Raw genomic sequence first — 15,707 nt, forward strand, 5'->3', positions numbered from 1 at the left:
CTAATATTCGTAACCTTAACGTTCGCCGGCAAACCACTCTTTAAACTCCCCTACCCGGGCTTTGCTTACCACAATCTTCTCATGCATAGCGGCATGCAGATTGATGGCAAGTCGATTATTAAACCAAAGATCAATGTCCTTCACAGACTCACGGGATATGAGATATTGCCGGTTGGCACGGAAGAATCGCTTCGGATTGAGGCATTCCGTCAGTTCATCCAATGTTTGGGTAAGCACATATTCTTTGCCATCTTTGGCGACAGCCTTTACAATTCCTTCGGCTATATAAAAGAAGGAAATCACTTCTACAGCCAGAGGCAATAGTTTATCTCCTTTGGAAGGAACTAGGAAATGGGTCTTATAGCTTTCTTCGCGCTGCAAGGCACGTATCATTTGCTGGAAATCGGGTTCGTCGGAACGTTTGCCATGCAAATGCTTCAGCTTGGCAAGTGCCATGCGCATATCTTCTTCTCCAATGGGCTTCAACAGATAATCAATGCTGTTGACTTTGAATGCACGCAAGGCATATTCATCGTATGCAGTTGTAAAGATAACAGGGCAAGTGATGTCCGTATGCTCGAATATCTCGAATGCCGAACCATCAGCCAAATGAATATCCATGAATATAAGCTCGGGCATGGGATGTGTACCAAACCATTCGATGGTATCTGCCACACTGTCCAACATATCTACTACCTCCATCTCGGGAGCTACATCGGTCAGCAAAGCTGTCAGGTTACGAACAGCTGCTTTCTCGTCTTCTATAATCAAAGCTTTCATAGGCACGGTTGCAATTTCAAAGTTTCATGAGTGGAATACAAACACTGAACTTCCCATTTGCCTCGGTAATCTGAATTTCTTTACCGAACAGCAATTCATAACGTTTGGAGAGATTGGCCAGTCCGATTCCGGTACCGGAAGAGGCACTACGACGTGGTTGCAGGTTATTGTCGATGCAAAGGGCAGCTCCTTTTTCGTTAGCGGTGTTGACCGTATGTATTTCGATAGTCAGCGGATGGCGGTTGCTGATCTCATTATGCTTGATGGCGTTCTCTACCAAAGTCTGGATAGAAAGCGGAGGCAGGGAGTAATCCATCAGCGTTGCATCTACCTCTATGATGAATTGCAGATTGTCTTCATAGCGCATCTTCATCAGGAAGATATATGCATCTACAAAATTCATCTCTTCACGCAGTGTAACGGTATGCGTATCATTCTCTTGCAGCGTATATCGCAGTACACGCGAAAGTTCACGAATGTAGTTCTGTGCCTTCTCCGGACTTTCACGCACCAGTGATTGAAGGGTATTCAGCGAGTTGAACAGCATGTGCGGATTCAACTGATTCTTCAAGGCCTGATACTGATTCTGAATATTTTCTGTAACGAGTTTGCCATTCTGCAACAACACCTCCTGCCGCTCGCGTATCAGATAACTGATGTAGCAAGTACCGGTTACAATCAGACTGATTATAAAGTCGCGCACCGGATGCAGATAGTGGTGTACCATAGCATCAATAGCTGGGATACGGAAGTTATGGTGAAGATAAACGAATAATTCTCCCAAGAAGCGGCTCAATATCCAAGTCAATACAAACGACAACAGCACTTTCCACCATAACATCCGCACTGCCGGGTTATTAAACCGGAACAAGAAGGTGTTTACAGCGAAAAGAACCAGAAGCGAAATAAAAGTATATCCCACCTCAAAAAACACTTCAGCCGACGACATGCCGGGGAACAAGGCTTGTTGCTCCAGCGTATCTGTCAATGATACCAGCTCCGGGAAGTGGATCAGGAAGCCAACGACCAGTGACACAAGCACCGTCAATTGGATATACTTCTTATTCGTTATTATCATCTGCAATTTCATTCCTCCGCAAAGATAATGATTCTTATTTATTCCTTTTCCATTCGAGCAGATACATACATGCCGGGACGGAATACAGGACTTGCATCCAATACTTTTGCATATAATTCAATGGAACGATTGGTATCATCCACTTGCTGACCGATTGAAATCAGTGTAGCATGGAAAGTAGTCTTTCCCAAACCATTGACACGGAACTGCACACGACTGCCGACTTTCATTCCTACCAAATCTTTCTCGTAGGCTGTAAGGCGTACCATTGTCTGACTTTTATCAATAACATCACAAAGAGGTTCTCCGGCATTCAGATACTTACCTAAATTGGCTTGCACATTGCTGATATAACCATTAATAGGTGACTTCACTTCTATGTATGGGCGGATGCCGATGGTATTCAATGTTTCGGGATTAACACCCAATAAACGTAGTTGGGCGGCCGATGCCTGCAAGCGGCTCTTCATGGATAAATAATCAGCTTTGCTCTGTTGCAACTTCTTTTGCGAAGCGGCTTCTTCACGAGAGAGATTCTGCTGGCGTTTATACTCTGCTTCGAGATATTCCAACTGTGCATAGCTATCGAGATAGGATTGTTGCAAATCGATGAAGTCGGGATTCTCCAAAGTACCGACTATAGCCCCTTTACTTACATACGAACCCGGTAAAAGAGAAAGATCTTTCACAATACCACCCATGCTGAGCGTAACGGTAGCAAAGTTCTTGGGTGGAATAACCAACGTTCCATTAAACGAAGCAGGATTGGCTATGGCAGTGGCCGAGGTCACACCATCCACGTATGTAGAATCCATAGTATCAGCCACAATAGCTACAGAATCGGCAGAACTGGTCGATACAGTAGTTTCTGTTTCTTTATTAGAAGAGTTGCAGGATGCAAATAGCAGTACAGCAACAGGGAGAATTATCTTTTTCATATTTATTGTAGGTGTTTATTGATGATATAATTCATATTCCAAAGCAGCTATATTAAACTGATAAACAGCTTCAATATATCCTTTCTTGATTTCGCGGGCGGCATTCATGCTTTGCACATATTCCGTTATATCCGTTTCACTTTCGCGGAACTGCAAGTCGGCAGCCTTTATCAGATGATCGGCTTCTGCCAAGGCAGTAGTGGTATAGTAGCGAATGCTCTCTCCATAACGACGGATGTTGCCACGAAGCTCCGTCACCTTATTATTAAGTTCACGCACATTGGCATCGGCTTGCGTTTGCGCCATGCTACATTCAAACTTTGCCTGGCGTATTTTGCTGCGTTGCGGCACAAACCATACGGGAAAAGAGACTCCTACCATCCATGAGTTCAACCCTTTCTCCGGAAGAATATTCTGACGGACGTATCCGAAAGATAGTTCCGGAAAGAAGCGGCTACGTTCGATATTCAGCATAGCCTGCTTTTCACTGACCTGGCTTTGGAAATAGTTGAGATGAGCAGCAGACAAGGGGAACGTTTCTATACTGACCGGATAAAGCCGAATAGCAGTCTCATCAGGCACAACAGGTTCATCAGTATAGCAAATCCACTGCAATCGCGAGGCAGAGAGCTTCAACTCTTCTTCTGCCTGAAACAGTTTGTTACGCATATCAGAAGCAATGGTAGAAATCATACTTTTCTCCAATAAGGTGATTTCGCCTTGCTGGTAACGCAATTCTCCCGCCTTTTGCATACGGTCGGCCAGACTGCTTTGTTCTTTGTACATATCACGAAGGTTCCAGGCATACAGATAATATGCCCAAGCACGTTTCACTTCAGCTTTCACTTCCTTTTCTACCATTTCACGGTAGTAGGTGCCGATAGCAATCTGCTTGTTGACAAGTACATTCTTGTAAAAAGGGGCCAGTAATGAGCCGATAGGTTGAGTAACGGCTGACTCTTTGTCGTTGCGTTCTGTACCATTCAGTTGTCCCCATGAATAGGAGAATTCGGTAGCACCCAGCTCTACTACTTCGCCACGGGCAGCACGAACACGTTTAATATCTGTGGTGGCTATCTTCAAGCGAGGATTGTTTTGTACCGCCATCTCGATAGCCTGCTCCAGGCTGATGGTCCGCGGGGGTTCTTGTGCATCGGCATGTAGAGGTACACACATCAATGCCAATGTGACCACCCCAAAGCCGAATAACTTCTTTAATTTACTATGACGTAACATAACTACTGAGTTTACAATATGATAGAATACCGGGATAATCAAAAGCGTCAGTATAGTAGAAACTATCAAACCACCGATAACCACCGTCGCCAACGGGCGTTGTACCTCTGCTCCTGCCGAAGTGGCAATTGCCATCGGTACGAAACCAAGCGAAGCAACCAATCCCGTGAGAAACACCGGACGAAGCAAATGCGGGCAACTCTCACGAATGATACGCGAGGTACACATCCGGTGGCGGGTACTCTTACGCACTTCATTAAAGTGGTTAATCATCAAGATACCATTAAGCACCGCTACACCAAACAAGGCAATAAATCCTACACCTGCCGAAATACTGAATGGGAGTCCACGCAGCCACAAAGCCAAAATACCACCGATAAGAGATAGCGGCACCGTACTGAACACCACTAGCGTATAGGTTACCGATTTGAAGGCAAAGAACAGTAGTAACAGAATGAGTGACAATGCCACCGGAATCACTATCAGCAGTGTATCTATGGCATTCTGAAGATTTTCAAACTGCCCGCCGTATGTAAAGTAATAACCGGGTTGCAGCTTGATATTCTTCTCCAATGTTTGTTGAATATTGGTTACTACCTGCTGAATATCGGCGTCACGTACATTCACACCAATTACGATACGGCGTTTCGTAGCATCACGGTTTATCTGCAAAGGACCACTGTTTAGGTCAATGGTGGCTACCTCACTCACAGGTATTTGTATGCCGTCGGTAGTGCGGACAAAGAGTTTGTCGAGGTTCAAGTCCTTCACTTTGTCATAATCCAAGCGAAGTACCAGATCGAAGCGACGTTCATTTTCAAAGATTACTCCCGCAGCCTCACCGGCGTATGCCGTGCGGACAATGGTATTCAGTTCTTCGATATTAATACCGTAGCGTGCAATCTTGGCACGGTCGTACTTCACAACCAACTGGGGTAACCCCATCGCTTGTTCCACAATAACGTCGGAGGCACCGGGGATTTTCTCTATATAGGTGGCACACTCTTTGGCTTTTGCATAGAGTTCGGCCATGTCTTCACCGTATAGTTTGATGGCAATATCAGCTTTAGCACCGGTCATCAACTCATTGAAGCGAAGCTGAATGGGCTGAGAGAAATTAAATTCGGCACGGTCTTCAAGCGGTTCAAGAGCAGCCTTCATCTTCTCCACCATTTCGGCACGGCTCTTGGCGCTAGTCCATTCTTTAAAAGGTTTCATCACTATCATTACGTCGGCATCTTCTACTGCCATCGGGTCGGTAGGTACTTCGGCCGTACCAATCTTAGCAACGACATGGCGGATTTCGGGGAACTTATCTTTTAGTGTCTTCTGAGCGAGTTTGGACACTTCTATGCTCTCGGTTAGCGAACTACCGGCAGGCAGGGTCATCTGCATGGCAAAGTCTCCTTCGTCCAAAGTAGGAATAAACTCCGCACCAAGTTTGGTGAAAAGAAAGAGACTGGCTATCAATGCCAGGAAGGAAGCTGATACAGCCATGCGTACATGGCGCATACACCAATGAAGCGCAGCTTGATAAACCCGATTCAGCTTCTCGAAGAAGTGGTCGGCAAATACTTTCTTATCTTTAATCTCACGTTTCAGGAATAGAGAAGCCATCATGGGCACGTACGTAAGTGATAGTAGCAGCGCTCCGATGATACAGAATACCAGCGTCTTCGCCATCGGAGTGAAGTACTTGCCTTCAATACCTGTCAGTGTAAGTATGGGGAAGAATACGATAAGGATGATAAGTACGGCAAACGTAGCCGAACGTACCACACCGGCAGCACCACGTTCCACTTCGGCATTCATTTCTTCGGGCGAGAGCGTACGACCACGGAACTTCTTACTATATATATGTGCCAGTACCCCTTCGAGTACCACAATAGAGCCGTCCACCACAATACCGAAGTCGATAGCACCGAGACTCATTAAATTGGCTGATACACCAAACAGTCGCATCATGATAAAGGCAAAAAGCATGGCCAGGGGAATAACGGAAGCTACAATCAATCCGGCTCTAAAATTGCCCAGGAAGATGATAAGTACCAGAAAAACAATGATGGCACCCTCTATCAGGTTATACACCACCGTCGATATATTTCGCTTCACCAACTCCGAGCGATTGAGGTAAGGCTCAATGCTGATGCCTTCGGGCAACATCTTCTGCACCTTCTCTACCCGCTTCTCCAATTCTGTAGTAACCACATTGGCATTGGCACCTTTCAGCATCATGGCGATGCCGCCTACGCACTCACCTTTGCCGTCGATAGTCATTGCACCGAAACGTTTGGCACTACCGAAGCGTACGGTAGCCACGTCGCTGATGTGAATAGGGATGCCATTGCGGTTGGTAACCACAATGCGGTCAATGTCTTCCATCTCGGCTATCATACCTTCGGAACGGATATAGTAGGCACGATTCACCTTTTCTATATAACTGCCACCGGTATTCTGGTTGTTGCGGCTAAGAGCTTCGAAGACTTCGCCAATGGTGATATTAAGCGAATAAAGAGCATCGGGGTCTACGGCAACTTCGTATTGTTTCAAGTTGCCGCCGAAGCTATTGATCTCTACAATGCCGGGAATGCCGGAGAGTTGGCGCTTCACAATCCAGTCCTGGATGGTGCGCAACTCCATAGCGTCGTACTTGTCTTCGTAGCCCGGAGCCACGTTGAGGGTGTACTGGTATATCTCGCCGAGACCGGTAGTAACGGGCATCAACTGTGGTATACCCAGCTCGGGCGGAATCTCACCTGCCACGGTTTGTATCTGTTCATTAATAAGTTGCCGCGCTTGCAAAGTGGGCACACTCTCTTTGAACACAACGGTCACCAGCGAAAGGCCGAAGCGGCTCACGGAACGTATTTCTTCTACGTTCATGATGTTGCTCATGGCAATCTCGATGGGGAAAGTGATAAGTTGTTCCACTTCCTGGGGAGCCAGGGTAGGCGATACAGTAACAATCTGTACCTGATTATTGGTAATGTCGGGCACGGCGTCGATGGGAAGCGTTACCATCGCATAGATGCCTCCGAGAAGCAGAAAGAGTGTCGTCAGTCCGACAAACAGCTTCTTTCGAATAGAAAATCGTACAATTGCATTAAACATGTTGTTCGGTTTATGTTATTGATGTGTTTGCAAAGATACGGATCAAGCAGATTGGCTGCCGACAGGAAAATGTGAAGCGGAAGTATTGGGGGTTGAATTGACCGGAGGGAGGGTTGAATGATACGCCCTACTAATTTGCAGGAACAGAAAAGATTATTAATAAAGGGTGAAATGCTTGATTCCGTTGATTTATGAGATTATCTTACGCATTGTTATTTCATTTCTGGAAAGAAAAGAAGTAAATCCGTATCAAGTTATCCGAATATATCCTACCTTTGTTGGACTTAATTAAATGAAAATAAGAGATATGGAAGAATTGCAAGATAAATATGTACGCTTCGACTGGGCCATCAAGCGCCTGTTGCGGCAAAAGGCCAATTATGGTGTCCTCGAAGGTTTCCTCACTGTATTTCTGGGCGAGAAAGTAACCATTCTGGAGATACTGGAAAGCGAAGGCAACCAACTCTCCTCCGATGACAAATTCAACCGCGTGGATATCAAAGCACGCAACAGTAAGGATGAAATCATCATCATCGAGATACAGAATACGCGTGAACTCTACTATCTGGAGCGCATCCTTTACGGCGTAGCAAAAGCCATCACGGAGCATATCTCGCTAGGCGAACCTTACTATAAGGTAAAGAAAATCTATTCCATCAGTGTTCTCTACTTCGATATCGGTCAAGGCACCGACTATCTGTATCATGGCCAGAACCACTTTGTAGGGGTGCACACAGGCGACCGCCTGCAAGTGAACGTCAAGGAACGCGACGCGATAGTCTCACGAATGCCTGCCGAAATATTCCCCGAATATATTCTCATTCGCGTAAACCAGTTCGACGAAGTAGCGGTTACACCACTCGAGGAGTGGATGAAGTATCTTAAAGATGGTACTATCCGTCCCGATACTACGGCACCCGGACTGAGCGAAGCGCTCGAGAAACTGAAATACTACGCCATGCCCCCCAAGGAACGTCTGGCTTATGATGCACATGTAGATGCGATGAAGATTCAAAATGATGTGCTGAGTACAGCGAAGATAGAAGGAAGGATGGAAGGACTGGCAGAAGGCAAAGCAGAAATAGCCCGTGCCATGAAAGCACGCGGCATGTCACTCACTGACATTGCCAGCATCACCGGACTATCTGCCGAACTGATAATCACTCTATAAACAACAGTATCACTCTTTATCCGCTAAGCTCTCAATATCTTTTCGATATTGGGAGTTTTTCGTTTTTATATCATAATGACGATAGTCTACAGCAACGATGCAATGAAAAGAACAATGCGAGCTAAACCATTCTCATCACTCTGTGTTTTTCCACTCTCAAAGTCTCATCTTTGGGAACAAGTTTTTATGTTTTACTTAAATACAAAGAATGATGAAAAAGAATGCAGAACAGAAAGAGCAAAGCCCGATTAGCTTTACGGGCTTCATGCTCCAAGTGATTGACGATCTCGAAAAGGAAGAGCGTTTCAGTACAGCACATGTGTACCTGTATGCCCTTCATGCTTTTACGATGTTTGTAGGCGGGGGCGAAATCTTCTTCGGAGGCATCAGCCGCTACTCGCTGGCAAGGTTTGAGAAGTTCATGAAGGAACAGCTTCGGGCGTGGAACACCATTTCTACCTACGTACGTGCCTTGCGCTCAGTATACCATCGTGCCGTAGATGCCGGAGTGATTAATGGTGAATACCGCCTGTTCAGTGGTGTGTACACCGGTACAAAAGCCGAAAAGAAGCGGGCACTGACGGATGTGGAGATACGCCGCTTACTTCTCGACCAGGAGTTGTGTCCGCCCCTACCCTCCGAAACCGAAGCGCAAATGCAACTTAGCCTGCTGACCACCTCTCTGTGTGAAGCCCGGGACATGCTTTCACTTATGTTTCGCCTGCAAGGCATGCCTCTTGTAGACCTTGTACACATGCGTCGCAACGACTTGCATACCGATGCTACAGGACGCACCATGCTGACCTGCCACCGCCAAAAGACGGGCACTGAACTGAACGTATGCGTCATGCCGGAAGCATTGGCACTGATAGACCGCTATCGTAGCACTGACCCCGACTCTCCCTATCTATTACGTTTTCTCAATGCCAACGATAAGGGTAAAGATAGTTATTATGCTTATGGTCGCCTGTTACGCCGCCTCAACGTGCTTTTGGCGAAACTCGCAGCGCATTACGGAATGAAAGGCATCAAAGTGAGTTCGTACACCGCACGCCATACATGGGCCACAGTTGCCAAATTCTGCCACATATCCGAAGAAGTAATTTCAGAAGGCTTGGGACATTCGTCACTGGAGGTTACTCGGACGTATTTGAAAAGTTTTGAATACGGAGAATTGGATAAAGCTAACTGCAAAGTAATGGAGCAAGTATTCGGAAATTCACTAAAGCACTGATAATAAAAGAGAATTAGCGGTTACTTGATAGGTAACGGAAAACTAAACTCACGGCAAAGATATGAAAAGGAGTTAAAACACTAGTACAAAACACACGTTTATTTGTACATAAAGTACATGATTTCCTCTATTAAATACTAAAAACCACATATCCGTTTGATGTGCTTTATGCTGAAGCGCAAAAATGCACATATCTCTCAGCCCTGCAAAATACAGGGTCGTCTGCTCATTGTCTTTTGTGAAACAATTTTGGATAAACCACCTGTGTCGTGGCTCTACAACGCTTTGTAGTTCGAGGTGTTTGTACTTTCCGTTACCTATCAAGTAACTGAATCCCCAAAGTCTGAATACTAAATCATGAACTGTTATGGCAAACGAACAAATTTATAAGAAAGGTGATAAGGTATGGGTAGAAGAGCCCACATCTACAGGCTCCTCTCAAAAGTGCCCTGCTCTAATAGTATCAACGAAGATAGATACACTGAGTTTCAACCGCGAAAACTATATCGCCATTCGATACCTTAATCGGAATGATACAACTGCCTATCAGTGTATCCCCGAAAATTGGATCATGGGGCATATTGAAGAAGATACAAACAAGTTTCAATAAACATATTACTAATCTTTAAAACAAAGCAACATGAAGAAGAAAGACATGTATGTATCACCCCAGATAGAGGTGATAGAGATAGAGAATGAAGGTGTAATAGCTCTAAGCAATTATGATCCTGTTCCGATGAATTCTGCTCGGAAAACCTATTCTCCGAGTTCTGCAACATCCAATGATTTGGAAGACTTAATCAATGACATTTTAACAGTGGAGGATTAAACACTATGAAAAAGCATTATTGGAAAATAGCAGCCATAACTACAATGGTAGCTATAGCAACAACAGGTTGCAACGACGATTTGAGCATGAACGATTCTGTGAACAAGATCGAAGGGTCTTCACTTATTACTGCAAGTATCGAAACTAAGACAATTGACACAAGACTAAGTTACGAAGATGACACAGAATTAAAAGTGACGTGGATAGACGGAAAAGACGACAATGCCCAAGAGTATTTTTATGCCACCAGCTTTCCCTCCGATGAATCTGCAGCAATAAATGGATGGCGATTTCGCCGTGCCGACGATGCTACGGCATCAAAAGATGCCACATTCAGCTCATGGGAGTGGAGTTCAAACAGCTTTAGTGCCACAAATTTAACCGTAGGCGATGAAATCCACGCACTCTATCCCGCATCGGAAGCAGCCACAGAAGGTTATGCCGGTACTTTCAAATATTCACCATCAGGAAGTGTAACCCTCCCACTTGCAGGCCAGGACGGCACATTAGCCAACCTATCCAAATTCAACTACATGACAGCCGTGGGAACAGCAAACACAGCCGCCGGAACTACCGATGCAGCAAGTCTTGAACTTAAATTCAAGCACCGCGTAGCCATCTTCCGTTTATCAGAGTTGGTATTTCCCGGACTAAACAATGGTGAAGTGAAAGTCGTAGGTGTTTCAGGCAAAAACCTGAAAGTATCGGCTACACTAACAAGAACCAAAGGAGTGACAATCGATCAGATTACCCCCACAGGAAATGACATGAGTATCCTTGCCAATCTGCCAGACAATACAATCACCACAGATGGTAACGGAAAAATGACAGGTAACATTTATATCTGCTTCTTCCCGGGCAATAGCGATGCACAAGGCACCAATGAAATCAGTGAGTTATCATTCCAGTTCATTACCAGCAACGGCACTTATACCTACAATTACGCAACCGATGTTGACCAAGCGTTACAAGTTACGAAATTCATAGAAGGCAAGATGTACACGCTAAATGCGAAGACAACCACCCACGAAGGATTCTCGAGCAACGGACAGGACAAGGATGGAATGACTGCCGCCACTGCATTCGAGATTGCCAACTATGATGACTTGAAACTATTCTCCAACTATGTCAACAATGCCCGTACCAGTAACTTCTGGTATAATCGTTACTATAAGCTGACAAATGACATCACCCTCGAGAGTGACTGGATTCCTATCGGAAATGTTAGCGAGACAGCTTTCCAAGGCTATTTTGACGGTGACAATAATACTATTACTACAACCGATAGATTATTCTACTATATAAACGGAAATTATACCAAGAAAACTAAGATTGAGAACCTAAAAGTAGCATGTAATATTTCAAAAAACGATATTAAACCGCTGGGAGGAATCGTAAGTAATGCTCGGGCTTATGCAACAATTATAAATTGCGAAGTTACAGGTACTATTACTGCAACAGGATCTTGCGGTGGTATTGTCGGAAATGCTCAATCTACAGAAATAGAATATTGTAATAATCAAGCAACAATTACAGGTGCTTCAGATGAAGGAACCGGAGGCATTTTGGGAGAGGTAGGAAGCCAAGGAGCCACAATTACAGCTTGTTGGAATACAGGTAATGTAACCTCTACTAATACCGCTACAGGAGGAATTATCGGCTTTGATTATAACGACTACAACATCACCATCAAAGGATGTTACAATACCGGAAACATAGAAGCGAAGGGTAATATGGCAGCAGGTATCATGGGCAAACCTGGTTCTAAAACCAAAGTGACAGCCTGCTACAACACTGGAAATATCAGTATCGTTTCTCCCTATTCGTCATTCTCTTATGGTGGTATATGCGGATATAAATATAGTGGTACGTCTGCCACACAATGCTATTATAACTCATCTACTATCAGTGGCATATCATCAGGAACGGAGACCAGTTTAGGTACTTCCGTTTCAGCAATCGGTGGTACGGAATATGGAGCCATGAACAGTGCGTGGGCATCTTCTGCTTACCAATTCAATGCCACAACAGGTGCTATTGAGAAAAAGGTTCCTTAATTCATTAGGGAACCCTTGAAACGTCATTAGGGCGAGACACCATGCGTCATTAGGGCGACGTTCATCACGTCATTAGGGCGAGACAACGAGCGTCATTAGGGCGACGTTTTGAGCCTCATCCGCACAACAAAAACAGGGAGAACGGGAAAGCAAAATACCGTTCTTCTTTATATCATTTAATCAACCAGAGTATTAATTACTAAAACCCAAAGCAATATGCCGAAAGTAAAATTAGTAAAGAAGGGCAACCCCTTGAAGAAGGACGCCCCCAAGAAATGGTACGGCATCCCCGAAAGCTCCAAACCCCTGGAGACAAAGGCCATGACACGTGCCGCCACTCAAAACACCACTACTGCTCCCATCGAAATGGAGGCTAGTATGGACCTCTTCACCAAATTTGCCTTGCAGCAACTCCTGCAAGGACATACCGTAAACGTAAAGGGCTTCGGCTCCTTCCGTACCTCCTTCAAGAGCGAGGGCGTAGAGGACATCACGAAGTTCAATGCCTCGACCATGATTAAGAACCCACGTATCATCTTCACTCCTGCCAAGGAACTCAGAGACGCCATTAAAAGCGACATTCGCTTTGAAACCGGTGGTGTGATTGATGACGAAATCAGCTACGCCACCATCTCCGATTACAAAAAAGCAAAAGGCATCACTGGTGGCGGCTCTACAGGTGGTAGCGGCGACGAGAACGACAATCCATTAGGATAACACTTCGGCTTGCCAATAAACAAAGAACCGGGGCTGCAACCAAGAAAGAGGTTATCTTTCTTGTTGCAGCCCCGGCTGTGTTTACTATATCATGCTATCCTTGAAGCAAAACGGTTACAATCAGACAGATTCAACAAAGAAGAAGACTTATTGTAATGTCTTACTTAGCACCTATATATAAATAATAGTGAATTTTGCAATATCGTTTAAACTACTTTTTATATCTTTGCCGTGAGTTAAGTTTCCTGTTAGTAATCAAGAAACAGAATCCCTACTGTCTGATTGCAAAGTCCCCCCCGGACTTGTAAATAACGCCTTTCTCAATAAACATATTATTACCATTAGAAGCAAAACGGTATGAAGAAAGACATGTATATATCGCCTCAAGTGGAGGTTATAGAGATGGAAAACGAAGGTGTGATAGCCACCAGCGTAGAAGGTTTTCCCAACGTGCCTATGAGTGCTACCCGCCCCAACAGTGTATCAAGAAGCAACCATGCTTCAAGCAGTGACTTAGAAGACATGATTAACGACATCTTAACAGTAGGAGAATGACCCGTATGAGAAATATCATTTTAAGATCGGCTGCAATGATAGCAGCATTAGCTATGACGATGAGTAGCTGTAGCAACGAAGAACTGACCGAAGGTAATGGTCAACCCGAAATGAAAGGAATAAGTTCCGTTACACTCGAAACTCCACAGAACGGTCCTTCTACTCGTTTGGAGTATAATATAGATAATACTCAGGGACTGGGGGTGAAATGGAAGGCTGGCTATTATCCGAAGAACAATGAGGCAGAAAAGGGAGTGTGTATAAATGCAGCTTATTCCCTGCTATATGGGGCAGTATTCGTCAGAACAGATGAAGGGGAGGCAGCACCAAAGGCTGAGTTTACCTTTTACAACTTCGAACAAAATGCTAAACGAGGACAAGGACAAGGTAGCATCGGTCTGCTTTACCCTTATAAAACAGAGTATGCCGGTGCTTTCAATGTGAATCCAAGTTATGATAATGCCATCGAAGCCTCCCTTACACTAAGCGGTCAAAGCGGTCGGTTAGCTGATGTGGAAAACTTCGATTATATGACGGCAATAGCCGCCGTGCCAGATATCACGAGCACTGACGCAAGTTTAAACATAGTCTTTAAACACCGCATCGCCATTATGCGCCTCACCGGTTTAACATTTCCTGCCGGAATCGGGAGCACCGCTACAAGCGTTTCCATCAGCGACACAGGGCTTAAGACAAATGCCAAACTTACATTTATAAAAGGGGCAAATGACGCTCTGACCGAATCTTTGAAACTGGGCAGCACCAAAGGATCTATTACTACCACCGGAGCTTTTAATATTAACGGCAATGTGATGGACGATGTGTACATCTGCTTCTTCCCCGGTAATGCCGATGTCTCAGGCACTTACGAAATTACCAACTTGAAAGTAACTGCTATCGTAGATGGTGATACCTACCAATACGATTATGGCAGTGATACTAACGTAACAATGAAAGTGACCAAATTTGAAGAGGGCAAAATGTATACTTTAAAGGACAAGGCAATGACGAAGTAAGATTCTTCCAAGCTTACCCTACTTTGAATTCTTCCGTCAGTCTGAACCCACGCAACAACTCATCCACTTTCAGTCGCTTCTTACCCGGCAACTGAAGGGCATGTATTCCTATAAACCCATCTTGTGCAGCCACACGAATATAAGTCTTACCGTCTGTTAACAAGGTTCCGGGATTTAATTGATGGGGGGTTGCAACCTTTTCGGTCTCAAATATCTTCATAACGACATTCTCCCCATCAGGTTGAACCAACTCCGTCCATGCAGCGGGATAGGGAGAGAGGCCTCGGATAAAGTCATAGATACGTTTTACGGGCTGATCCCAATTAATGCGACAAGTTTCCTTAAAGATTTTCGGTGCCGGACGCAACTCGCCTACTGTAGCCATTGCTTCTTGAGGAATACTCTTTACCGTATCGTTTAAAATGGCATCGACTGTTTCCACTACCAAACGTCCTCCAAGCAACATCAGTTTATCATGTACAATACCTACATTATCCGTATCCTCAATCGGTACATGGACTTGCTGGATCACTTCACCAGTATCTATCTCATGCTTCAGGAAAAAGGTGGTAATACCTGTCTCAGTATCTCCATTTATCACTGCCCAATTAATAGGTGCGGCACCACGGTATTGCGGCAACAAAGAAGCATGCAAATTAAATGTGCCTAAACGAGGCATATTCCATACAACCTCAGGCAGCATACGGAAGGCAACTACTATCTGCAAATCAGCCTGCCAAGCACGCAGTGCATCGACAAAAGCCTCATCTTTCAATTTTTCCGGTTGAAGAAGCGGAAGATTATGATCCAAAGCAAACTGTTTCACCGGAGAATACTGTAGCTTATGCCCACGCCCGGCGGGTTTGTCAGGCATTGTAATAACACCTACTACATTATAACCACCTTCAACCAAACAACGAAGAGCCTCCACTGCAAAGTCTGGAGTCCCCATGTATACTATTCTCAAATCTTCTTTCTTCATTCT

At 44.9% G+C, this 15,707-nt stretch carries 13 protein-coding genes; 8 read left to right on the top strand and 5 right to left on the bottom strand.

The features are described from left to right. Positions 1-15: 15 nt before the first annotated feature. From Q1W14_RS01345 to Q1W14_RS01360, 4 genes are read right to left on the bottom strand one after another with little or no spacing between them, the layout of a single operon-like run. Positions 16-780 carry a LytTR family DNA-binding domain-containing protein gene (locus Q1W14_RS01345; RefSeq protein ID WP_300698506.1) on the bottom strand — a complete coding sequence of 255 codons (765 nt, stop codon included), beginning with the start codon at positions 778-780 and terminating at the stop codon, positions 16-18. Positions 781-796: 16 nt separating this feature from the next. After that, a complete protein-coding gene (locus Q1W14_RS01350) occupies positions 797-1,870 on the bottom strand; it encodes a histidine kinase (protein WP_300698508.1) in 1,074 nt (357 codons plus the stop codon). 26 nt (positions 1,871-1,896) lie between these two features. Then, positions 1,897-2,796: an efflux RND transporter periplasmic adaptor subunit gene (locus Q1W14_RS01355; protein ID WP_300698510.1), complete on the bottom strand. Its 900-nt coding sequence runs from the start codon at positions 2,794-2,796 to the stop codon at positions 1,897-1,899. 15 nt (positions 2,797-2,811) lie between these two features. Beyond that, positions 2,812-7,143, bottom strand: coding sequence for a CusA/CzcA family heavy metal efflux RND transporter (locus Q1W14_RS01360; protein ID WP_300698512.1), 4,332 nt, complete (start codon positions 7,141-7,143; stop codon positions 2,812-2,814). Between the two features lie 307 nt (positions 7,144-7,450). Here Q1W14_RS01360 and Q1W14_RS01365 point away from each other — a divergent pair, with 307 nt between their 5' ends. From Q1W14_RS01365 to Q1W14_RS01400, 8 genes are all read left to right on the top strand, one after another. Further along, positions 7,451-8,314 (top strand): Rpn family recombination-promoting nuclease/putative transposase, encoded by an 864-nt coding sequence (locus Q1W14_RS01365; RefSeq protein WP_300698651.1) that lies wholly within the window; start codon positions 7,451-7,453, stop codon positions 8,312-8,314. A gap of 208 nt (positions 8,315-8,522) precedes the next feature. Further along, positions 8,523-9,548: a phage integrase SAM-like domain-containing protein gene (locus tag Q1W14_RS01370; protein WP_300698515.1), complete on the top strand. Its 1,026-nt coding sequence runs from the start codon at positions 8,523-8,525 to the stop codon at positions 9,546-9,548. A gap of 367 nt (positions 9,549-9,915) precedes the next feature. Next, complete coding sequence (locus tag Q1W14_RS01375) at positions 9,916-10,158, top strand: hypothetical protein (protein ID WP_300698517.1); 243 nt, start codon at positions 9,916-9,918, stop codon at positions 10,156-10,158. 30 nt (positions 10,159-10,188) lie between these two features. Further along, positions 10,189-10,377: a hypothetical protein gene (locus Q1W14_RS01380; RefSeq protein WP_300698520.1), complete on the top strand. Its 189-nt coding sequence runs from the start codon at positions 10,189-10,191 to the stop codon at positions 10,375-10,377. 5 nt (positions 10,378-10,382) lie between these two features. Then, entirely contained in the window at positions 10,383-12,434 is a 2,052-nt protein-coding gene (locus Q1W14_RS01385) for a hypothetical protein (protein ID WP_300698523.1), read from the top strand. Between the two features lie 216 nt (positions 12,435-12,650). Beyond that, entirely contained in the window at positions 12,651-13,151 is a 501-nt protein-coding gene (locus tag Q1W14_RS01390; protein ID WP_300698526.1) for a hypothetical protein, read from the top strand. A 357-nt stretch (positions 13,152-13,508) separates the two neighbouring features. Further along, complete coding sequence (locus Q1W14_RS01395; protein ID WP_300698528.1) at positions 13,509-13,706, top strand: hypothetical protein; 198 nt, start codon at positions 13,509-13,511, stop codon at positions 13,704-13,706. Positions 13,707-13,711: 5 nt separating this feature from the next. Beyond that, positions 13,712-14,722 carry a hypothetical protein gene (locus Q1W14_RS01400; protein WP_300698531.1) on the top strand — a complete coding sequence of 337 codons (1,011 nt, stop codon included), beginning with the start codon at positions 13,712-13,714 and terminating at the stop codon, positions 14,720-14,722. Between the two features lie 13 nt (positions 14,723-14,735). Here the strand turns inward: Q1W14_RS01400 and fmt are convergent, their stop codons facing one another. Then, entirely contained in the window at positions 14,736-15,704 is a 969-nt protein-coding gene (gene fmt / locus Q1W14_RS01405) for a methionyl-tRNA formyltransferase (RefSeq protein ID WP_300698533.1), read from the bottom strand. Positions 15,705-15,707: the final 3 nt, after the last annotated feature.

The organism is Bacteroides sp. (assembly GCF_030151085.1).
In the GTDB taxonomy this organism is placed as follows: Bacteria; Bacteroidota; Bacteroidia; order Bacteroidales; family Bacteroidaceae; genus Bacteroides.